19 protein-coding genes and 1 pseudogene are annotated in these 21,625 nt (G+C 65.7%); 14 read left to right on the top strand and 6 right to left on the bottom strand.

What is annotated here, in order from left to right; translation table 11 throughout:
- The first annotated feature begins 32 nt into the window (after positions 1 to 32).
- On the top strand, positions 33 to 917 hold the full coding sequence (gene phnE / locus ACVW1C_RS09115; RefSeq protein ID WP_456758134.1) for a phosphonate ABC transporter, permease protein PhnE: 885 nt from the start codon (positions 33 to 35) through the stop codon (positions 915 to 917).
- Entirely contained in the window at positions 914 to 1,762 is an 849-nt protein-coding gene (gene phnE / locus ACVW1C_RS09110; protein ID WP_456721297.1) for a phosphonate ABC transporter, permease protein PhnE, read from the top strand. Before phnE (ACVW1C_RS09115) ends, phnE (ACVW1C_RS09110) begins: the two co-directional genes overlap by 4 nt.
- A 168-nt stretch (positions 1,763 to 1,930) precedes the next feature.
- Here the strand turns inward: phnE (ACVW1C_RS09110) and phnF are convergent, their stop codons facing one another.
- Positions 1,931 to 2,656 carry a phosphonate metabolism transcriptional regulator PhnF gene (phnF, locus tag ACVW1C_RS09105; protein ID WP_092124688.1) on the bottom strand — a complete coding sequence of 242 codons (726 nt, stop codon included), beginning with the start codon at positions 2,654 to 2,656 and terminating at the stop codon, positions 1,931 to 1,933.
- A 116-nt stretch (positions 2,657 to 2,772) separates the two neighbouring features.
- On the opposite strand from phnF, the gene phnG reads away from it, so the two are divergent.
- The 9 genes from phnG (at position 2,773) to ACVW1C_RS09060 (ending at position 9,783) form a co-directional block, all read left to right on the top strand.
- Entirely contained in the window at positions 2,773 to 3,234 is a 462-nt protein-coding gene (phnG, locus tag ACVW1C_RS09100; protein ID WP_456763027.1) for a phosphonate C-P lyase system protein PhnG, read from the top strand.
- A 4-nt stretch (positions 3,235 to 3,238) separates the two neighbouring features.
- Entirely contained in the window at positions 3,239 to 3,847 is a 609-nt protein-coding gene (gene phnH, locus ACVW1C_RS09095) for a phosphonate C-P lyase system protein PhnH (protein ID WP_456758133.1), read from the top strand.
- A 3-nt stretch (positions 3,848 to 3,850) separates the two neighbouring features.
- Positions 3,851 to 4,954: a carbon-phosphorus lyase complex subunit PhnI gene (locus tag ACVW1C_RS09090; protein WP_456758132.1), complete on the top strand. Its 1,104-nt coding sequence runs from the start codon at positions 3,851 to 3,853 to the stop codon at positions 4,952 to 4,954.
- Positions 4,951 to 5,835: an alpha-D-ribose 1-methylphosphonate 5-phosphate C-P-lyase PhnJ gene (locus ACVW1C_RS09085; protein ID WP_456758131.1), complete on the top strand. Its 885-nt coding sequence runs from the start codon at positions 4,951 to 4,953 to the stop codon at positions 5,833 to 5,835. Before ACVW1C_RS09090 ends, ACVW1C_RS09085 begins: the two co-directional genes overlap by 4 nt.
- Entirely contained in the window at positions 5,828 to 6,625 is a 798-nt protein-coding gene (gene phnK / locus ACVW1C_RS09080; protein WP_050423104.1) for a phosphonate C-P lyase system protein PhnK, read from the top strand. Before ACVW1C_RS09085 ends, phnK begins: the two co-directional genes overlap by 8 nt.
- 8 nt (positions 6,626 to 6,633) lie before the next feature.
- Positions 6,634 to 7,332, top strand: a complete 699-nt coding sequence (gene phnL, locus ACVW1C_RS09075) for a phosphonate C-P lyase system protein PhnL (protein WP_456758130.1) — start codon at positions 6,634 to 6,636, stop codon at positions 7,330 to 7,332.
- 13 nt (positions 7,333 to 7,345) lie between these two features.
- The gene (locus ACVW1C_RS09070) at positions 7,346 to 8,500 is read left to right on the top strand and encodes an alpha-D-ribose 1-methylphosphonate 5-triphosphate diphosphatase (RefSeq protein ID WP_456758129.1); all 1,155 of its coding nucleotides are present in this window, start codon (positions 7,346 to 7,348) and stop codon (positions 8,498 to 8,500) included.
- Entirely contained in the window at positions 8,497 to 9,096 is a 600-nt protein-coding gene (gene phnN, locus ACVW1C_RS09065; protein ID WP_456758128.1) for a phosphonate metabolism protein/1,5-bisphosphokinase (PRPP-forming) PhnN, read from the top strand. Before ACVW1C_RS09070 ends, phnN begins: the two co-directional genes overlap by 4 nt.
- A 75-nt stretch (positions 9,097 to 9,171) precedes the next feature.
- Positions 9,172 to 9,783, top strand: coding sequence for a pyridoxamine 5'-phosphate oxidase family protein (locus ACVW1C_RS09060; protein WP_456758127.1), 612 nt, complete (start codon positions 9,172 to 9,174; stop codon positions 9,781 to 9,783).
- A 16-nt stretch (positions 9,784 to 9,799) separates the two neighbouring features.
- Here the strand turns inward: ACVW1C_RS09060 and ACVW1C_RS09055 are convergent, their stop codons facing one another.
- Complete coding sequence (locus ACVW1C_RS09055; RefSeq protein WP_456758126.1) at positions 9,800 to 10,399, bottom strand: TetR/AcrR family transcriptional regulator; 600 nt, start codon at positions 10,397 to 10,399, stop codon at positions 9,800 to 9,802.
- Between the two features lie 203 nt (positions 10,400 to 10,602).
- Between ACVW1C_RS09055 and ACVW1C_RS09050 the strand changes: the two genes are divergently transcribed.
- Both ACVW1C_RS09050 and ACVW1C_RS09045 read left to right on the top strand, forming a co-directional pair.
- Positions 10,603 to 11,844, top strand: a complete 1,242-nt coding sequence (locus ACVW1C_RS09050; RefSeq protein WP_456758125.1) for an efflux RND transporter periplasmic adaptor subunit — start codon at positions 10,603 to 10,605, stop codon at positions 11,842 to 11,844.
- A 23-nt stretch (positions 11,845 to 11,867) separates the two neighbouring features.
- Positions 11,868 to 15,051, top strand: a pseudogene (locus ACVW1C_RS09045) (efflux RND transporter permease subunit).
- Between the two features lie 38 nt (positions 15,052 to 15,089).
- Here ACVW1C_RS09045 and ACVW1C_RS09040 read toward each other — a convergent pair.
- The 4 genes from ACVW1C_RS09040 to ACVW1C_RS09025 form a co-directional block, all read right to left on the bottom strand.
- A complete protein-coding gene (locus tag ACVW1C_RS09040) occupies positions 15,090 to 15,308 on the bottom strand; it encodes a hypothetical protein (RefSeq protein ID WP_456758124.1) in 219 nt (72 codons plus the stop codon).
- A 216-nt stretch (positions 15,309 to 15,524) separates the two neighbouring features.
- A complete protein-coding gene (locus ACVW1C_RS09035) occupies positions 15,525 to 16,325 on the bottom strand; it encodes an SDR family NAD(P)-dependent oxidoreductase (RefSeq protein WP_456758123.1) in 801 nt (266 codons plus the stop codon).
- Position 16,326: 1 nt separating this feature from the next.
- A complete protein-coding gene (locus ACVW1C_RS09030; protein ID WP_456758122.1) occupies positions 16,327 to 16,881 on the bottom strand; it encodes a carboxymuconolactone decarboxylase family protein in 555 nt (184 codons plus the stop codon).
- A 47-nt stretch (positions 16,882 to 16,928) separates the two neighbouring features.
- Positions 16,929 to 17,879 (bottom strand): hypothetical protein, encoded by a 951-nt coding sequence (locus ACVW1C_RS09025; RefSeq protein ID WP_456758121.1) that lies wholly within the window; start codon positions 17,877 to 17,879, stop codon positions 16,929 to 16,931.
- Positions 17,880 to 18,118: 239 nt separating this feature from the next.
- Between ACVW1C_RS09025 and ACVW1C_RS09020 the strand changes: the two genes are divergently transcribed.
- A complete protein-coding gene (locus tag ACVW1C_RS09020; protein WP_456758120.1) occupies positions 18,119 to 21,592 on the top strand; it encodes an indolepyruvate ferredoxin oxidoreductase family protein in 3,474 nt (1,157 codons plus the stop codon).
- Positions 21,593 to 21,625 lie beyond the last annotated feature (33 nt).

Genomic DNA, 21,625 nt, shown 5'->3' with positions numbered 1-21,625 from the left:
CGTTCCCCCCTCGAGCAGACTGGCCCGCATCGATGGCGACCGCCATTTCCATCCTTCCCGCGCAGCAATTGGCGACGCTGAACGATGCCTATCGCAAGGCGGTCGCGCGCAAGCGGCTGAAGGCGACGGTGGCGGCCGCGGTGTTCTGCGCGGCGCTGTTTATCGCGGCGCTTGGCGCCGACGTGAACCTGCACACGTTCTTCACTTATTTCGGCAACTTCGTCAGCTATTTCGACCGCATCCTGACGCTGGATTCCGGTGCGCGGGTCTGGACCGATCCGGTGGAATGGTTCTGGGGCCTGAAGAAATGGCTGCGGCTGCTCGGTGAGACCCTCCTGATCAGCTATGTCGGCACCTTGACCGGTGCCGTGTTTGCGTTTGCGCTGAACTTCTTTGCCGCCCAGAACACCTCGCCGGGACCGTGGGTGCGCTTTACCGTCCGTCGCCTGCTCGAATTCGCCCGCACCGTGCCCGGCATCGTGTTCGCGCTGATCTTCGTGATCGCGTTCGGCCTCGGGCCGATGGCCGGCGTGCTGGCGATCGCGATCCATACGACCGGCGCGCTCGGCAAGCTGTTTGCCGAGATCGTCGAGAATGCCGACATGAAGCCGGTCGAGGGCATCCGCGCCACCGGCGCGAGCTGGCTGTCCTGCATGCGCTTTGCGATCCTGCCGCAGGTCTCGGCGGGCTACGCCAGCTATGCGCTGCTGCGCTTCGAGATCAATGTCCGCGAGGCGTCGGTGATGGGCTTCGTCGGCGCCGGCGGCATCGGGCAGGAGCTGGTGGTCGCGATCCGCAAATTCTACTATTCCGACGTCAGCGCGATCCTCGTCACCATCATCGTCACCGTCTTCATCATCGACATTTCGACCGGCTGGCTGCGCGGCCGGCTGTTCGGCAAGGAGACCCGGCGATGAGCCAGCTGCCGAAGCCGGACACCGCGGACTTGCGTGCGAAATACCCCGGCGTGTTCGAACGCCCCGCCTCGGCGCGGCTGGCGATGCCGGCCACGATCGTGGCAGCGCTCGCGATCTTTGCATACGGCCTGGTCGATCTCGACTTCTCGCCGTCCAGGCTGATCTCGGGAATGAGCCAACTCGGCTGGATCACCATGATGATGATCCCGCCGAATCCCGGCGCATCGTTCCCGCTCTATATGCAGGCGCTCGGCGAGACGCTGTCGATCGCGCTGCTCGGCACCACGCTTGCGGCGCTCTTCGCGCTGCCGGTCAGCCTCTTGGCGGCGCGCAACATCATCCCCTCGAACCTGATCCGCTTTCCAGTGCGCCGTTTCCTGGATTCGATCCGCGGCGTCGATACGCTGATCTGGGCGCTGGTCTGGATCAACGTCGTCGGCCTCGGCCCGTTTGCCGGCGTGCTGGCGATCATGGTCTCCGACTTCGGCGCGTTCGGAAAGCTGTTCTCGGAGGCGATCGAGGCGGCGGACCGCAAGCAGGTCGAGGGCATCCGTGCCTCCGGCGGCAACGCGCTGCATGAAATCCGCTTCGGCCTGCTGCCGCAGGTGCTGCCTGTGATCGCCGGGCAGGTGCTCTATTTCATCGAATCGAACACGCGGTCGGCCACCATCATCGGCATCGTCGGCGCCGGCGGCATCGGGCTGCAGCTCGCCGAGCAGATCCGCGTGCTGGAATGGCAGAAAGTGTCGTTCCTGATCCTGATGATCCTGATTGCGGTCGCCGCGATCGACTTCATCTCGAGCAAGCTGCGCTTTGCCATCATCGGCCAAAGGGCGGTGGTGTAGCCTCTCCTTCGCCTCTCCCCGCGAGCGGGGAGAGGCCGGAATTTTCGCGTAGCGCAAATTCCGGGTGAGGGGGACTCTCCCCGGACTCACAGCTTCCGGATTCGCCGAGACAGCCCCTCACCCCAACCCTCTCCCCGCAAGCGCGGGGCGAGAGAGAAGAGCACATCGTCAGCTATTCTCGACGAGAAACTCCACGCGCTCGGCGGCGAAGCGCGAGCGCTTGGTCACCAGCGGGCGGTCCAGCATATCGACATCGGTCGCGTCGACCACCAGCACCGGCCGGCCCAGCGGCAGATCGAGCCGTGCGGCGTCGGTCGCATCGGCAATCGCCGCGGTGATCCGGGTCGAGGCGCGGTGGTAGTCCTTCACGCCGTAATGCCCGAGCAGCTTCGTCATCGAGCGAACGTCGGCAAACACGCTGCCAGCATCGGGAAAGCGCTCGGCCGACAGCCAGGTGGTGGAAACGCAGATCGGCGTCCGGTCGGCGAGACGCACCGCTTCGATCCGGATCAGCGGCGCGCCAATCTTCAAGCCCAGCTCGCGCGCGATCTCGCGATTGGCAACATCGCTGCCTGCATCGATCAGTTGGCCGCGCGGCTCGTGGCCGCCGGCGCCGACGATCTCCGAGAATCGCGTGCGTGAGCGCAGCGGATAGGCGAGACGCTGGGCTTCGACATAAGTGCCGCTGCCGCGCTCGGCGCGCACCAGGCCGCGCTCCGCCAATGCGGCGAGCGCCCGCCGCACGGTGTGGCGGTTGACCCGGTAAGTCTCGGCGATCTCCATCTCGCCGGGCAGCTTTTCACCCGCGGCAAAGCGGCCGTCGGCGATGCCGCGCTCGATGCCGTCAGCGACCTGCCGCCACAAGGCGACGCCGGAACTTTCCTGCATGCTCATGGCGCGGTGATACCAGAAATCTTCGATTTGTCACGAAACAGTCATGGCGCTCGGCTATCAAGTTGTCTATTATCATAGACAACTTGATGCAAGCAAGGTTGCCCATGAATTCGAACATGAGTTCGACCGGACCAGACAGCAAACAGGCCCAGCGCAAGGCCGCGATGACGGTGCTGGCGCACTCCGCCGCGGCCGACATCGCAGGCAGGCTGGCGGCGATCGCGGTGCCCACGCATGAAAACCTGCGCGAGCCGGAGAACGGCCTCGTGATGCTGCGCGGGCGGATCGGCGGTGACGGTGCGCCGTTCAACCTCGGCGAGGCGACGGTGTCGCGCGCGGCGGTGCGGCTTGCGACCGGCGAGGTCGGCTTCGGCTACACGCTCGGCCGCGATGCGCACAAGGCGCAGATGATCGCGCTGTGCGACGCCATGGTGCAATCGGCGGAGCTGTCCGGCGAGGTCGAAGCGAAGGTGATCGCGCCGCTGCGTGTCGCCATGAATGCCGAACGCGCCCGCAAGGCCTCGGAGACCGCGGCGACGCGGGTTGATTTCTACACCATGGTGCGCGGTGAGGGGTGATGCTATGACGACGATTGCCGAAATGCCCGCGGGCTTTGCCGACAAGGTGCTGTCGGCGCAATCCACATTCCGCTCCGTGATGGATGCGATGGCGCGCCCGGGCAGCGTGCAGCGCGTCGCGGCAAGCGTCGGAACGCTCGCCGGCTTGATGCGCGGCGCGGCCGCGATCGCGCTGACGCTGTTCGATCACGATACGCCGATCTGGCTCGATGCCGCGATGTCGGCGACGCCGGACGTTGCCCGCTGGCTGAAGTTTCACGCCAGCGCGCCCGTGGTTACGGATGCGGCGATCGCAAGCTTCGCGCTGATCGGCGATGCCGCGAACCTGCCGGCGCTCGAGCGTTTCGCGTTCGGCAGCAGCGAGTATCCTGACCGGTCGACCACGCTGGTCCTGCAGGTCGACAGCCTGACGCAGGGGCCGGCCTTCGAGCTGAAGGGGCCCGGCATCGACGGCAGCGCGCTGCTGCAGGCGATGATCAAGCCGCGCGACCTGTTCCAGCGGCTGTCGATCAATGAAGCGCTGTTCCCGCGCGGCATCGACGTCGTGCTGGTCCATGACGACAAGATTGTCGCGATCCCGCGCACCACGCGGCTGATCGCAAGCGGAGTGTGAGCGATGTATGTAGCCGTCAAGGGAGGCGAGCGCGCCATCGAGAACGCTCATCGGCTGCTGGCGCATGAGCGGCGCGGCGATCGCGATGTGCCCGAGGTGACGCCGGCGCAGATCTCCGAGCAGCTCGCGCTCGGTGTCGACCGCGTGATGACCGAAGGCTCGCTCTACGATCGCGAGCTTGCGGCGCTCGCGATCAAGCAGGCGCGCGGCGACATGATCGAGGCGATCTTCCTGGTTCGCGCCTTCCGCGCCACGCTGCCGCGTTTTGGCGCCACTGAACCGGTCAACACCAGCGAGATGCAGGTGCGGCGGCGCATCTCCTCGACCTTCAAGGACGTTCCGGGCGGCCAGATCCTGGGGCCGACCTTCGATTACACCCATCGCCTGCTCGATCCGCAGCTCGCGGAAGGCTTTGTACCGGAGCAGCCGATGACCGCGGAAGCCTCGCAGGCGGCAACGCCGCGGGTCACCGACATTCTCGGCCGCGACGGTTTGATCGAATCGTCGCCGCAGGCAGCTAGCAACGCACCGGTCGGCGACCTCACGCGCGAGCCGCTGAACTTCCCGGCCGATCGCGATCTGCGGCTGCAGAATCTGGCGCGTGGCGACGAGGGCTTCCTGCTCGCGCTCGGCTATTCGACGCAGCGCGGCTACGGCCGCAATCACCCCTTCGCCGGCGAGATCCGCTTCGGCGAGGTCGAGGTCGAATTCTCAGCCGAAGACGTCGGCTTCGCGGTGCCGCTCGGCTCGATCGAACTGACCGAGTGCCAGATGGTCAACCAGTTCAAGGGCTCGACCACCGAGGCGCCGTGCTTCACCCGCGGCTATGGCCTCGCCTTCGGCCAGAGCGAGCGCAAGACCATGTCGATGGCGCTGGTCGACCGCGCGCTCCGCGCACGCGAACTCGGCGAGGAGGCGGCGGCGCCAGCGCAGGACGAGGAGTTCGTGATGTCGCACTCCGACAATGTCCAGTCGACCGGCTTCGTCGAGCATCTCAAGCTGCCGCATTACGTCGACTTCCAGTCCGAGCTCGGCCTGCTGCGCAAGCTGCGGCAGGAGTTCGCGGAAGCCAATGAGACCGTGGAAATGCAGGAGGCCGCGGAATGAACGCGCCGACGTACAATTTTGCCTATCTCGACGAGCAGACCAAACGGATGATCCGCCGCGCGATCCTGAAGGCGATCGCGATCCCCGGCTATCAGGTGCCGTTCGCGAGCCGCGAGATGCCGATGCCCTATGGCTGGGGCACCGGCGGCGTGCAGGTGACGGCGGCGGTCCTCGGGCCTAACGACGTGCTGAAGGTGATCGACCAGGGTTCGGACGACACCACCAACGCAATCTCGATCCGCAAATTCTTCGGCAAGACCGCGGGTGTCGCGACCACGACCTCGACGACGGAGGCGAGCGTGATCCAGACCCGGCACCGCATTCCCGAAGCGTCGCTGCGCGCCGGACAGGTGCTGGTCTATCAGGTGCCGATCCCCGAGCCGCTGCGCTTCCTCGAGCCGCGCGAGACCGAGACGCGGCGGATGCACGCGCTCGCCGAATACGGGCTGATGCATGTCAAGCTCTACGAGGATATCGCGCGCTTCGGCCATATCGCGACCGCCTACGCCTATCCGGTGAAGGTGAATGCACGCTACGTGATGGACCCGTCGCCGACGCCGAAATTCGACAATTCGAAGATGGACAATTGCGCGGCCTTGCAGCTGTTCGGTGCCGGCCGCGAGAAGCGCATCTACGCGATCCCGCCCTACACCAGCGTGGTCTCGCTGGATTTCGAGGATCATCCGTTCACGCGCTACCGCTTCAACGCGCCCTGCGCGTTGTGCGGCGCCGACAATTCCTATCTCGACGAGATCGTCACTGACGACAAGGGCGGGCGGATGTTCGTCTGCTCCGACACTGACTTCTGCGAGCAGCGCCAGGCCGCCGGCCATCGCGGCACCGAGAGCGCGGCGCCGCACAAGGAGAAGGCGCATGTCTGAGCTCTCGAGCCTCGACAACGATCAGCCGCTGCTGGTGGCGGAGGGGCTTGCCAAGAATTACGGCCGGCTCCCGGCCTGCCGCGATGTCTCGTTCGCGCTCTATCCCGGTGAGGTGCTGGCGATCGTCGGCGAGTCCGGTTCGGGCAAGTCGACGCTGCTGCAACTGCTCTCCGCCCAACTCGCGCCGAGTGCGGGGCGGGTGTCCTACCGGATGCGCGACGGCGTGCTGCGCGATCTCGCCGAGCTCGGCGAAGCGGAGCGGCGCTTCCTGTTCCGCACCGACTGGGGCTTTGTGCATCAAGACCCGGCGCAGGGCCTCCGCATGGGCGTGTCGGCCGGCGCCAATGTCGGCGAGCGGCTGATGGCGGTCGGCTGGAATCACTATGGCCGGATCCGCGACACCGCGTCGACCTGGCTCGATCGGGTCGAGATCGATGTCGGCCGCATCGACGATGCGCCGAAGACCTATTCCGGCGGCATGCGGCAGCGGCTGCAGATCGCGCGCAACCTCGTCACCGAGCCGCGGCTGGTGTTCATGGACGAGCCGACCGGCGGCCTCGACGTCTCGGTGCAGGCGCGCCTGCTCGACCTGATGCGCAATCTCGTCAGCGAGCTTGGCCTTGCCGCCATCGTCGTGACCCACGATCTCGCGGTCGCGCGCCTTTTGTCGCATCGCGTGATGGTGATGAAAGGCGGCCGCGTCATCGAGACCGGCCTCACCGACCAGGTGCTCGATGATCCCCGCGAGCCCTATACGCAGCTGCTCGTTTCCTCGATACTTCCGCCATGAGCTTGCCAATGACCGCGATGATCGAACTTGCCAACGCCGAGAAGACCTTCACCATGCATCTGCAAGGCGGCGTCGAGCTGCCTGTGGTGCGGGGCGTCTCGTTCCACGCCGATCCGGGTGAGTGCGTGGTGCTGTCCGGCCCGTCGGGCGCCGGCAAATCCTCGATCCTGAAGATGATCTTCGGCAACTATCGCTGCGACAGCGGCCGGATCGGCATTCGCCACCGCGGCACGGTGGTCGACCTCGCGACCGCCGAGCCGCGCCAGGTGCTGAGCATTCGCCGCTCGACCATCGGCTATGTCAGCCAGTTCCTGCGCGCGGTGCCGCGGGTGGCGACGATCGACGTCGTCGCCGAGCCGTTGATCGTCAACGGCGTGGCGCGCGAGGAGGCCCGCGAACGCGCCGGGCGCCTGTTGCGCCGCCTCAACATTCCGGAGCGGCTGTGGACCTTGCCGCCCTCGACCTTCTCCGGCGGCGAGCAGCAGCGCGTCAACATCGCGCGCGGCTTCATCTCGGACCTCCCGATCCTGCTGCTGGACGAGCCGACCGCTTCGCTCGATGCGGCGAATCGCGCAGTAGTAGTCGAGCTGATTGCGGAGAAAAAGACCAGGGGCGTCGCGATGGTCGCGATTGTCCATGACGACGAAATCCGCCATCTGATCGCCGATCGCATCGTCGATGTGACCTCGTTCGCCGCCGCTGCCTGAAGGACCGTTTGAAATGACCGCCAAGCAAGACACCATCATCGGCAACGCCCGGCTGGTCCTCGCCGATCGCGTGATCGAGCAGGGCTGGGTCGCGATCGCTGACGGCAAGATCGCCGAATTCGGCGAGGGCAGGGCGCCCGAGGCAGCCGAGGACGCCGGCGGCGATCTCCTGATGCCCGGGCTGATCGAGCTGCACACCGACCATCTCGAAATGCACTACGTGCCGCGGCCGAAGGTGTTCTGGAATCCGGTCGCGGCCGTGATCTCCTATGACGGCCAGCTCGCAACCTCGGGCATCACCACCGTGCTCGATTCGCTGCGGGTCTGGCGCGAGGACGGCGCCGAGGATGTCGACGGCCGCGCCGGCGTATTGGCGGCGGCGATCTCGGCCGCGCGCGAGGAGGACCTGCTGCGTGCCGATCACTTCCTGCATTTGCGCTGCGAGGTGCCTATGCCTGACGTCGTCGCCGAGGCCAAGGAGCTGATCGACCGGCCCGACGTGCGGCTGATGTCGCTGATGGACCATACGCCGGGCCAGCGCCAGTTCCGCGATGAGGTGAAGCTGCGCGATTACTATCGCGGCAAGGGCGGCGGCATGACCGATGCCCAGCTCGACGTGCTGTTCGCACGGCGCTTCGCCTATCAGAAGGAATATGCCGTGGCCAACACCCGCGCGATCGTCGCGCTTGCGCATCAATACAGGATTCCGCTGGCGAGCCACGACGACACCACGGATGAAAACGTGGTCGACGCCGTCAACGACAAGGTCGCGGTCGCGGAATTCCCGACCACGATGGAAGCCGCGCGCGGGCTGCATGCCGCCGGCATCGACATCTTGATGGGCGCGCCCAACGTGGTGCGCGGCGGCTCACACTCCGGCAACATCGCCGCCGTCGATCTCGCCAATGAGGGCATGCTCGATATCCTGTCGTCGGACTACATCCCCTCCAGCCTCTTGATGGCGGCGCTGCAACTGCCGCGGCATGTGCCGGCGATCGATCTCGCCTCCGCTGTCCGCACCGTGACCAAGACACCCGCCGAAGCGGTGGGTCTGTCCGATCGCGGCGAGATCGCGGTCGGCAGACGAGCCGATCTGATCCGCGTGCACGTTGCGCGCGATCTGCCGGTCGTGCGCAGCGTCTGGCGCGAAGGAGCGAGGGTCGCATGAGCGAAATCCCTGCCGTCGCCGCGCAGCAGCGCTCTACCACGATCGGTCCGGGCCGGTTGATCCTGGTGGTCGGCCCGAGCGGCGCCGGCAAGGATACGCTGCTGGGGCTGGCGAAGGCGGCCTGCGCCGACGATCGAGGCGTCGTGTTTCCCCGCCGCCTGATCACCCGCCAGGCCTCGACCTCGGAAGACAATGAAGAGGTCAGAGCGGAAGCCTTCCAGCGTGCGGTCGCCGCCGGCGATTACGCCATGCACTGGGAAGCGCACGGCCATCGCTATGCGCTGTCGCGCGCGATCAACGATGAGATCCGCGCCGGGCGCACCGTGATCGCGAACGTCTCCCGCACCGTGATCGCGGCGGCGCGCCGCCACTACGCCAATGCCGTCGTGGTGTCGGTTACTGCGCCGCCGGATGTGCTGGCCGCGCGGCTCGCGATGCGCGCACGCAGCAGCGACGGTCTTCTCGCGCAGCGGCTCGCCCGCAACGTCGACGAAAGCACGTCGACACCTGATTTCACCATTGTCAATTCCGGCACCGCCGAATATCACGCGCGACAGCTTGTCCGCATCATCAGGGGCGAGCGCTGGGACGAGTAGAGCGTTTTCGAGCGAAGCGGATACCGGTCCGCGTGAAGAAAATGCCTCAAAAAGCAAACGAGGAGAACAGCACTGATGTCGGTGATCTCTACGATCGAGCAGCTTGAGGCGATCTACGGCTTCCCGAACGACGCGTCGACCGTGAAGGTCGCCGACCACGTGACGCCGCTCTATCGTGTGCTCATCGAGAAATCGCCGTTCGTGTCGCTTGCGACCTCGGGACCCGAGGGGCTCGATTGCTCGCCGCGCGGCGACCTGCCGGGCTTCGTGGGCATCCATGATGCCAAGACGCTGATGATGCCGGATCGCCGCGGCAACAATCGCTGCGATTCGCTGCGCAACATCGTTCGGGATCCCCGCGTCGGGCTATTGTTCCTGATCCCGGGCTCGGGCAGTACGCTGCGCGTCAACGGCCGGGCCTATGTCACCGCCGAGCCGGAACTGCTCGCCTCCTTCAGGATGGAAGGCAAGGCGCCGCGGACGGTGATCGTGATGAATGTGGACGAGATCTACTTCCAGTGCGCCCGCGCGATCGTGCGTTCCGACCTCTGGAATCCGGATAAGCGGGTCGATCCGAAGGCCCTGCCGACGCCCGGCCAGATCCTCGCCGAGATGAGCGAGCACACGGTCGGCGGCGAAAAATACGATCGCGAATGGCCGGAGCGGGCGCGACAGACGATGTGGTGACGAAAGAGGCGGCAGCTCAGGCCTTCGCCTGCTCATCGAACGCCTTCAGCGAGACCGCCGCGATCTCGCGCAGCGCGTTGCGGTCGGCGCCCGAGGAGGCCATCACGCACATGCCCGATGTGACCGCGGAGAGATAACGGGCAAGCGTGACCGGATCGGCGTTTTCGCCCAGGTCGCGTTCGGCCTTGGCGCGGACAAAGCGCTCGCGCAACTGGTCTTCGGTGTGGGTGCGGCGCGCCGCCAGTTCGAATGGAACGTTTTCCGAGCCGGTGCCGCAGGCTAGGCCGCCCTGGACCAGCAGACAGCCGGGCGGGTTGGCGGGATCGGTCTGGGCGTCCGCGTGCTCCATCAGAAATCGTTCGGCGACCTCTCGGGCGGTGGAAGCGCCCAGAACCTTCTCCATCCAGGCGTCGCGCTTTTCGGAGTAGCGGTCGAGCGCGGCCTTCAGCAGGCCCTCCTTGCTGCCAAAGGCGGCGTAGAGGCTCGGCGGATTGATATTCATCGCCTCGGTGAGTTGCGCGATCGTGGTGCCTTCGTAACCGTGGCGCCAGAACACGTCCATGGCCCGGTCCAAAGCGGCGCCCGCGTCGAAGGCGCGGGGGCGTCCCATTCCCATTTTTGTTGCTCCGTAAGCCGGGTGCCGTTTCTGTGACGGATTGTCCCTGACTTATCCTCTTGTTGCACGTGATGTTTTTCCGCGGCTTCCCATTTCCCCACGAACGAGATAATAAATTCATAGTGCTCGATACATAAGTATCTTGCGCACCGGCGTCCAGCTCCACATCTGTAGCGAACACTACAGATATCTGGAGCGCGTGAATGCCTTCGTCAACCCAAAATGCCCGTTCCGGCCGTTTCCGACGCGTCGTCGGCGGTGTCGTGATCCTCGGCGCCTTCGCGGTGGCCGGTTCGATCGCGACCGGCCATTATTTCCACGCTGCGCAGGCGACCGGCGCCGCTGCCCCTGAACCGGCGGTGCCTGTGACCGTCGCCGTGATCCAGCCTCGGCCGACCACCCTGTTCGATGACTTCTCGGGCCGGCTCGAGGCCGTCGACCGCGTCCAGCTTCGGCCGCGGGTGGCCGGCGCGATCCTGTCGACCAACTTTACCGAGGGCGCCCTGGTGAAGGCCGGCGACATCCTGTTCAAGATCGATCCCGCGCCTTACGCGGCCGAGGTCGACCGGGCCCAGGCCCAGCTCGAGGCCGCGAAGGCCCGCGCGGTCTTTGCCGCAAACGAGGTCGAGCGCGGTGCGCAACTGGTCGGCAACAACATCGTGACCAAGCGCGATTTCGACCAGCGTGACAACACCAATCGCGAGGCGATCGCCAACGTCAAGGCCGCCGAGGCCGCGCTGCAGACCGCAAAGCTCAATCTCGACTACACCGAGGTCCGCGCGCCGGTCGACGGCCGGGTCGGCAGGATCGAGGTCACAGTCGGCAATCTCGTCGCGGCAGGGACATCCTCGCCGGTCCTGACCTCGCTGGTCTCGGTCAATCCAATCTATGCGAGCTTCGATGCGGATGAGGAGGTCGTGCTGCGTGCGCTGAACTCGATCGCGGACGCGTCCGGCAAGCGCGGCAATCTCGATCAGATCCCGGTCGACATGGTGACGTCGGGCGGCCTCAGCGCCAAGGGGCACATCCAGCTGATCGACAACCAGGTCAACGGGCAGAGCGGCACGATTCGCGTCCGCGCCGTGTTCAAGAACGAAGACGGCCGGCTGATCCCGGGGCAGTTTGCCCGCGTGCGCATGGGCCAGCCCAAGCAGCAGACGCTGGTGCTGATCGACGAACGTGCCGTCGGCACCGACCAGGACAAGAAGTTCGTCATGCTGGTCGGCGACGACAGCCGCGCCGTGTACCGCTCTGTCTCGCTCGGCGGCGCGGTCGATGGCCTGCGGATCGTCACCGCGGGCCTGAAGTCCGGCGACCGCATCGTTGTCAACGGCCTGCAGCGCGTGCGTCCCGGTGCACTTCTGAAGATGGAAGTCGCCGAGATGGGCGCCCGCGGCACGCAGCAGGCATCCACTGAAACCAACCAGCACGTCGTGCAGCGCTAGGCGCTGCACGCGGGGGCGGAGCCATGAATCTCTCAAAATTCTTCATCGACCGGCCGATCTTCGCCGGCGTGCTGTCGATCCTGATCTTCCTCGCCGGCCTGATCTCGCTGCTGGCGATGCCGATCTCGGAATACCCCGATGTGGTGCCGCCGTCGGTCGTGGTGCGGGCGACCTATCCCGGCGCCAATCCGAAGGTGATCGCCGAGACGGTCGCGACGCCGATCGAGGAGGCAGATCAACGGCGTCGAGGGCATGCTCTATATGTCGAGCCAGGCGACCACCGACGGCGCGATGACGCTGACGGTGACGTTCCGGCTTGGCACCGACCCCGACAAGGCGACCCAGCTGGTGCAGAACCGCGTGCAGCAGGCCGAGCCACGCCTGCCGGCCGTGGTGCGCCAGCTCGGCATCATCACCAAGAAGAGCTCGCCCGACCTCACCATGGTCGTGCATCTGCTGTCGCCGAACAACCGCTACGACATGACGTATCTGCGCAACTACGCGGTGCTCAACGTCAAGGACCGGCTGGCGCGGATCGACGGCGTCGGTGACGTCCAGCTCTATGGCGCCGGCGACTATTCGATGCGGGTCTGGGTGGATCCGCAGAAGGCCGCCGAACATGCGCTGACCGCAAGCGACGTCGTGCGCGCGATCCAGGCGCAGAACGTCGAGGCTGCGGCCGGCGTGGTCGGCTCCTCGCCCAGCGTCAAGGGTCTCGACCTCCAGCTCTCCGTCAACGCGGAGGGACGGCTGTCGACCGAGGAACAGTTCGGCGACATCGTGGTGAAGACCGGCTCCGCCGGCGAGGTGGTGCGGCTGCGCGACGTCGCCCGGATCGAGCTCGGCGCCTCCGAATACGGCCTGCGCTCGCTGCTCGACAACAAGCAGGCGGTCGCGATCCCGATCTTCCAGGCGCCCGGTTCGAACGCGCTGGAGATCTCCGACCACGTCCGCGCCACCATGGCCGAGATCAAGAAGAACATGCCGGAAGGCGTGTCGTACCAGATCGTCTACGATCCGACGCAGTTCGTGCGGTCCTCGATCGAAGCTGTCATCCACACGCTGCTCGAGGCGATCGCGCTCGTCGTGCTGGTCGTGATCCTGTTCCTGCAGACCTGGCGCGCCTCGATCATTCCGCTGATCGCGGTCCCGGTGTCGATCGTCGGCACTTTCGCGGTGATGCATGTGTTCGGCTTCTCGATCAACGCGCTCAGCCTGTTCGGCCTGGTGCTGGCGATCGGCATCGTGGTCGACGACGCCATCGTCGTGGTCGAGAATGTCGAGCGCAACATCGAATCCGGCCTGTCGCCGCGCGATGCCACCAACCAGGCGATGCGCGAAGTGTCCGGCCCGATCATCGCGATCGCGCTGGTCTTGATCGCGGTGTTCGTGCCGCTGGCCTTCATCTCGGGCCTCACCGGACAGTTCTACAAGCAGTTCGCGCTGACGATTGCGATCTCGACCGTGATCTCGGCGATCAATTCGCTGACGCTGTCGCCGGCGCTGTCGGCGCTGCTCTTGAAGGGGCATGACGAGCCGAAGGATTGGCTGACCCGGGGCATGGAGAAGTCGCTGGGCTGGTTCTTCCGCGGCTTCAACAAGGTCTTCACGAAGTCGTCGGAGAACTACGGCCGCACCGTCACCAAGGTGATCTATGGCAAGGCCGTGGTGATCGGCCTCTATGTGCTGCTGATCGGCCTGACCGGCGTGCTGTTCAAGCAGGTGCCGAGCGGCTTCGTGCCGGGTCAGGACAAGCAGTATCTGGTCGGTTTTGCCCGGCTGCCGGACGGCGCGACGCTCGACCGCACCGAGGAAGTGATCCGCAAGATGAGCGACATCGCGCTGACCCAGCCTGGTGTCGAAAGCTCGGTGGCGTTTCCGGGCCTGTCGATCTCCGGCTTCACCAACTCCTCCAACGCCGGCATCGTGTTCTCGACCCTGAAGCCGTTCGACGAGCGCAAGGATCCGTCGCTCAGCGGCCCGGCAATCGCGGCGGCGCTCAACAAGAAATATGCCGGCATCCAGGATGCCTTCATCGCGATGTTCCCGCCGCCGCCGGTCAACGGCCTCGGCACCATCGGCGGCTTCAAGCTGCAGATCGAGGACCGTGCGGGCCTCGGCTACGAGGCGCTGAACGACGCGACCAAGGCGTTCATGACGGCGATGCAGAAGGCGCCGGAGATCGCCGGCGTGTTCTCGAGCTTCCAGGTCAACGTGCCGCAGCTGTTCGCCGACATCGACCGTACCAAGGCGTTGCAGCTCGGCGTGCCGGTCACGGAGGTCTTCAACACGCTGCAGATCTATCTCGGCTCCTACTACGTCAACGACTTCAACAAATTCGGCCGCACCTATTCGGTTTATGTGCAGGCGGACGCGCCGTTCCGCGCGCGTGCCGACGACATCAGGCAGTTGAAGGTGCGCTCGTCCTCGGGCGACATGGTGCCGCTGTCGGCCCTGCTGAAGGTCCGCCAGAGTGCGGGTCCGGAACGCGCGATCCGCTACAACGGCTTTCTGTCGTCGGACATCAACGCCGCTGCGGCGCCGGGCTTTTCGTCCGGCCAGGCGCAGGAGGCGGCGACGCGGATCGCGGCGGAGGTGCTGCCGCCGGGCTTTGCCTTCGAATGGACCGACCTGACCTATCAGGAGTTCATCGCCGGTAATTCCGGAATCTGGGTGTTTCCGCTCGCGATCCTCCTGGTGTTCCTGGTGCTCGCCGCGCTCTATGAGAGCCTGGCGCTGCCGCTCTCGATCATCATGATCGTGCCGATGGGCCTGCTGGCCGCGATGTTCGGCGTCTGGCTGTCGAAGGGCGACAACAACGTCTTCACCCAGATCGGACTGATCGTGCTGGTCGGATTGTCGGCCAAAAACGCCATCCTGATCGTCGAATTCGCGCGCGAGCTCGAATTCGCCGGGCGCTCGCCGATCCGCGCCGCGATCGAGGCCAGCCGCCTGCGGTTGCGGCCGATCCTGATGACGTCGATGGCGTTCATCATGGGCGTGCTGCCGCTGGTGCTGTCGACCGGCGCGGGCTCGGAGATGCGGCGCGCGATGGGCGTCGCGGTGTTCTCCGGCATGATCGGCGTCACCGTGTTCGGCCTATTCCTGACGCCGGTGTTCTATGTGCTGCTGCGCACCGTCACCGGCATGAAGCCGCTGACGCAGCACGGCGAGGCGACCATCCCCGGAAAAGCACACGCGGCATGATGCCGCGTGTGTAAGCTTCCTGTCAGCTTCGAAGGTGATCAGGCTGCGATATCGAGCAGCAATTGTGACGAACCGCGGACCAGCACCTTGCGGCCCGCGGGCGTCAGTTCGAACGAATCTCCTCGCACCGCAACATAACCGAGCGTGATCAGGCTTTCGACGGCGAACCGGTTCAGCCTTGAAGGGTTTGCTGCGGGAACCCGCAATGCTTTCAACGCATCCCACTGATCGGGTCTGAGTTCGAATTCTTCGCTCATTGGTCCAGGCACTCCAGAAGTTCTTGGCGTGCGAGATACAGAGCGCAGATGAATTTCGTGCGACCACAACGAGTCAGGATTTCGATTTATGTGGACGCGTCGTCACATCGCCGTGTCATTGGAATGTTTCAAGTTTTTCGAATCATTGTGGCGCATTGCCGCGTGATGCCGTCACAGTGATTAACCGCAAATCGTCACATAAGTTAATCATCTGGGTTAACCGCGCCGCACGCTGGCGCCGCCATCGACCGGCAACGTCACACCGGTAACGAAATTGGCCTCATCCGAGGCGAGGAACAGCGCGGCATTGGCGACGTCCCAGCCGGTGCCCATCTTGTGACGCAACGGTACCTTGCTGTCTCGCTCGGCCTCGACTTCCGCGCGGCTCTTCTTGAATTCGCGGGCGCGCGTGTCCACCGCCATCGGCGTGTTCATCAATCCGGGCAGGATCACGTTGGCGCGAATGCCGTATTGCGCATTCTGGTAGGCGAGCTGTTCGGTGAAGGCGATCATCGCGGACTTGGTCGCCTTGTAGGCGACGTAAGGGTAGGTCGTGATCGCGGCCATCGACGAGATGTTGATGATCGAGCCGCGCTGCTGTTTGCGCATGATCGGGATCACATGCTTGGCGGCGAGGATGCAGCTCTTCAGGTTGATCGCCACGCAGCGGTCGAACGCCTCCTCGGTGATGTCGAGCAGCTCGGCATCGCCGCCGGAGAGGCTGACACCGACATTGTTGTGCAGGATATCGACGCTGCCCCAGCGGCCATGCGCATCCGCCACCATCGCCTTGATGTCGGCATTCTTGGTGACGTCGGCCTTGAAGGCGACCGCGGTGCCCCCCTTGGCCACGATCAGGTCGACGGTTTCCTGCGCCGATGCCAGGTTGTGATCGACGCACAGCACCTTGGCGCCTTCGCGCGCGAAGGTCAGCGCGGTGGCGCGGCCGTTGCCGATGCCCTCGCCGGGGCTCTGGCCGGCGCCGACGACGATGGCGATGCGATCTTGCAGGCGCATTTCACTTCCCTCCCGGCATCGGGTACTGCTGCAGTACCTCTTTGTAGCTTGGCTCGTTGTCGATCTGCATGGTGGCGAGCACGCGCACCACGGCGCAGTAGAACGCGATCGTCAGCACCAGATCGGTCATGTGCTCGTCGGAGAGATGCTGCTTGATCTCGGCGAAGGTCGCATCCGACATCGCAAGCTCGCGCACCATCTCGCGGGCGCCCTTGAGGATCGCCTTCGCCAGCGGCTCCAGCTTTGACGGCTTGCCCCCGGTCTCGGCGATCAGGCCCTCGATATCCTCGTCGGTGACGCCGAACTCCTTGCCGATCTTCACATGGTGGGCGAACTCGTATTCCGACTTCTCGAGCCAGCCGACCTGCAGGATCGCGAGCTCGCGCAATCGCGGATCGAGCTTGCTCTTGAAACGGATGTAGCCGCCGATGCCGTTGAAGGCGCGCGCCATGTCCGGCGAGTTCACCAAGAGCTTGTGCAGATTGGTGTTGCGCTTGAGCATGTCGCGATATTCGGGGGCGACCTGGTCGGCTTCGAGATAGGGCAGGCGGGCCATTGTTGTTGTCCTTGGTTCGGCGGCTTGCGGAACAGGCGGCTGTCGCTTCAGCCGTAAAGGGCTTTGTGCTCGCGCTCGTAGTTGGCGTAGGAGTCCTTCATGCTGGCGCCGTTGAGCAGCATGGTCGCGACCACGGCGTTGTCGGCATCGAACACGGTCGAGCGCACCCACATGCTCTCGGTGCGCTTGCTGCCCGAGAGCGCGACGACCTCGCGCTCGACCCAATAGGTCTCGCCCGGGAACAGCGGCCCGTGCACAAGCCGGATCTCTTGATCGGCGAACAGCCCGACGGCCGGGCCGCGGACCGGCAGCCGGTCCTCGCGCGCGCGGTACTGGAACAGCACGCTCAGCATCTCCATCGGGATGATGGCGCGGCCCCAGGGATTGTACTCCAGCGAATAATAGTCCGACGGCTCGGTGATCACCTTGAGCTTGTCGGCCAGCGAGAACGGATAGAGATCGCCCATGTTCTGGTCGAAATCCATCTTGATCGCCTGCCGGGGCGTCTTCATGCCGACCTTGATGTCGGCAAGGATCACGGGATCGGCCAGCGGCTTCAATTCGCCGAGCCGACGGCTCAGCGCCGTCTCGCTGCCGTCGCCGTCGATCGATGCGGTGCCGCGCAGGATCTCGGTGCCGTCGGGCTTGATCATCCCGATCGTGCAAACGGTCTGGCCCGGCTTCGGCTTCTCGATCTGGGCCTGGACCTCTTCGCCCTCGAACACCGGATTGCGGTAATGCGCCGACAGGCACCCGGTCATGAACCAGGCGCGGCCCCAGATCCGCTCGCACAGCGGCGCGAACTGGCTGAAATGGGTCGGTCCCTCGATCGTGCCGCCGCGGAAGCCGAGCTTCTGCGCGGTTGCATCGTCGTGAATCGAGGCGTGGGAGTCGTAGGTCTGGGCCTGAAGCATCTGCTTCGGGCTGCGCCAGGGACCCACCAGCAGATTGCCGTTCTCCACGATTTCCGTCGTGAATGCGGATTCGACTTTAATCATCCTTGGTCTCCCTTTGCGCGCCACCGTTTCAAAGATGCCGGGGTTCGGCAAGCCTCGCAGAGCAACAAGCCTCGCAGAGCAACAAGGCCTCGCATGCGCAACATGAGATATGTGCTGCGGCCATGGAACGGGGCTGTTCATGCATAACAAAATCAGTGCATGCTGATGCATGATCATGGGCAAGAGAATGAGACCCGGTTCGGACCGGCGTGACCTGATCGGCGGGGAGCCTGAAACTGATGGCGTTGATGGAAGTTGGACTGGACGACAAGTACCGGTTGGATACGAAACGAATCTTCCTCTCCGGTACCCAGGCTCTGGTCCGATTGCCGATGTTGCAGCGCGAACGCGACCGCGCGCACGGGCTGAACACCGCGGGTTTCATCTCGGGTTACCGTGGCTCGCCGCTCGGCATGTACGACCACGCGCTGTGGCGGGCGAAATCGTTCCTCAGGGAGCATGACATCGCCTTCGTTCCCGGCCTCAACGAGGATCTGGCGGCGACCGCGGTGTGGGGCAGCCAGCAGGTCGGCATGTTCCCTGGCGCCAAGGTCGATGGCGTGTTCGGCATCTGGTACGGCAAGGGCCCTGGCGTCGACCGCTCGCTCGACGCGCTCAAGCACGCCAATTCGGCCGGCACCTCGCCGAATGGCGGCGTGATCGCGCTCGCCGGCGACGACCATGGCTGCCAGTCCTCCACTCTGGCGCATCAGAGCGAGCAGGTGTTCGCCTCGGCGCTGATGCCGGTGATCAATCCGGCGACGCTGCAGGACTATCTCGACCTCGGCATCCTCGGCTTCGCGCTGTCGCGCTATTCCGGCTGCTGGGTCGGCTTCAAGGCGATCTCGGAGACGGTGGAAAGCTCGGCCTCGATCGTCAGCGATCCCGATCGCATCAAGATCATCATGCCCGACGATTTCGAGATGCCGCCGGGCGGGCTCTCGATCCGCTGGCCGGATCCGCCGCTGGAGGCCGAGCGCAGGCTGCACGGGCCCAAGATGGAGGCGGTCGCGGCCTTCGCCCGCGCCAACCGGTTCGACCGCATCGTGCTGGATTCCAAGCCGGCGCGGCTCGGCATCATGGCGACCGGCAAGGCCTATCTCGATCTGCGCCAGGCGCTCGCCGATCTCGGCATCACCGATGCCGAGGCCCAGGCGCTGGGTCTGCGGATCTACAAGGTGGCGTTGACCTGGCCGCTCGAAGCGCGCGGCGCGCGCGACTTCGCCGAAGGCCTGCAGGACGTGCTGGTCGTCGAGGAGAAGCGCGGCTTCATCGAGGACCAGCTGGTCCGCATCCTCTACAACATGGACGCCTCCAAGCGCCCCTCGGTGGTCGGCAAGCGCGATGAGGGCGGCGCGCCGCTGCTGCCGAGCGAAGGCGAGCTGACGCCGACCATGGTGGCGGCCGCCGTCGTGGCGCGTCTGCGCAAGCTCGGCCACCGCAGCCCGCTGCTGGAGCAGCGCCTGGCAAAACTCGAGGCGTTCGACCGCCCGGTCGAGGGCACGGGCACCGCGAAGCTGCAGCGTACGCCGTATTTCTGCTCGGGCTGCCCGCACAACTCGTCGACCAAGATTCCCGAGGGCAGCCGCGCCATGGCCGGTATCGGCTGCCACGGCATGGCGCTGTCGGTGCCGAACCGCAATACCCAGACCATCTCGCACATGGGCGCGGAGGGCGTGAGCTGGATCGGGCAGGCGCCGTTCACCAGCGAACAGCACGTGTTCCAGAATCTCGGCGACGGTACCTATACGCATTCCGGGTTGCTGGCGCTGCGCGCGGCGGCCGCGGCCGGCGTCAACATCACCTACAAGATCCTGTACAACGATGCGGTGGCGATGACCGGCGGCCAGCCGGCCGAAGGCGGCTTCACGGTGGCGCAGATCGCGCATCAGGTCGCGGCCGAGGGCACCAAGCGGCTCGCGATCGTCTCCGACGATCCGGACAAATATCCCGCTAACTACTTCCCGTCCGGCGCCACCATCCATCATCGCCGCGAGCTCGACGCCGTGCAGCGCACCTTGCGCGAGATCGAGGGCCTCACCGTCCTGATCTACGACCAGACCTGCGCTGCCGAGAAGCGCCGCCGCCGCAAGCGCGGGCTGTTTCCCGATCCGGCCAAGCGCGTCTTCATCAATGAGCGCGTCTGCGAGGGCTGCGGCGACTGCTCGGTGGCGTCGAACTGTGTCTCGGTGCAGCCGCTGGAGACCGAGCTCGGCCGCAAGCGCCGCATCGACCAGTCGAACTGCAACAAGGATTTTTCCTGCATCGAGGGCTTCTGCCCGAGCTTCGTGATGGTGCAGGATCCCAAGCTGCGCAAGGCCGACCGCACCGCCGCCGATCCCAAGGCGCTGTTCGCGGACCTGCCGGCACCGCCCGCGCCCGCGCTGACTGGCCCCTACAACATCCTGATTACCGGCATCGGCGGCACCGGCGTCATCACCATCGGCGCGCTGCTCGGCATGGCCGCCCATGTCGAGGGGCTCGCCTGCTCGACGCTCGACTTCACCGGCCTGTCGCAGAAGAACGGCGCGGTCATGAGCCATGTCCGGCTGGCGCCGGCGTCCGACATGCTGACCACGGTCCGCATCGCGCCCGGCAATGCCAATCTGATCCTCGGCTGCGACCTCGTCGTCGCCACCAGCGTGCCGGCGCTGAGCCGCGCCGAGCGCGGCGTCACCCGCGCCGTCGTCAACGCCGACCTGCTGCCGACCGCGAGCTTCGTGATCGATCCCGATATCGACTTTGAAGCCAGCTCGATGCGCGATGCGCTGAACGGCGCGGTGAGACCGGATGATCTCGACATCCTGGATGCCACCGGGCTTGCGACCGCGCTGATGGGCGACAGCATCGCGACCAACGCCTTCATGCTCGGCTTCGCGTTCCAGCGCGGCGCGATCCCGCTGTCGCTCGAGGCCATCCTGAAGGCGATCGAGCTCAACGGCGCCGCGATCGAGATGAACAAGACCGCGTTCTCCTGGGGCCGGCTCGCCGCGCATGATCTGCAGCGCGTGGTCAGCGCGGCGCGCTTCAAGAGCGCCGGTGCCGCGCCGGCCAAGAAGACGCTCGATGAGGCGATCGCGTTCCGCGCCAAATTCCTCACCGACTATCAGGACGCGGCCTACGCGAAGCGTTATATCGACGACGTCGCGCGCGTCCGCTCCGCCGAGGCTGCGGCAGCGCCGGGCTCGCAGGACCTGACCGAGGCCTTTGCAAAGGGCCTGTTCAAATTGATGGCCTACAAGGACGAATACGAAGTCGCGCGGCTCTATTCCGACGGCGAGTTCAGCAAGGCCTTGAGGGAGCAGTTCGAGGGCAATTCCGGCTTGAAGGTCTTGCTGGCGCCGCCGCTGCTGGCGCAGCGCGATCCCGTCACCGGGCGATTGCAGAAGCGCGAGTTCGGCCCGTGGATCTTCAAGGCGTTCGGCCTGCTGGCGGGGCTGAAGGGCCTGCGCGGCACCGCATTCGACATCTTCGGCTACACCGCCGAGCGCAAGATGGAGCGCGCGCTGCCGGTCGAGTATTCGGCGATGATCCTGCGTCACCTCGACGGCAAGACGCCGCTCGACCTGCCGCGCCTGGTGGCGCTGGCGAAGACCGCGGACCTCGTGCGCGGCTACGGCCACATCAAGGAAGGCAACGTCGCCCGCTACCGCACCGAATGCGCGCGGCTGGAGCGTGCGATCGGCCAGCCGCTGGCGCAGGCGGCCGAATAGGGCAGGCGGTGCGCCGCGGGAACTTTCCGCGGC

Source organism: Bradyrhizobium sp. USDA 4011 (assembly GCF_054063415.1).
Note: the sequence above shows the minus strand (reverse complement) of the source record. Positions and strands in the feature narration are given on the sequence as shown.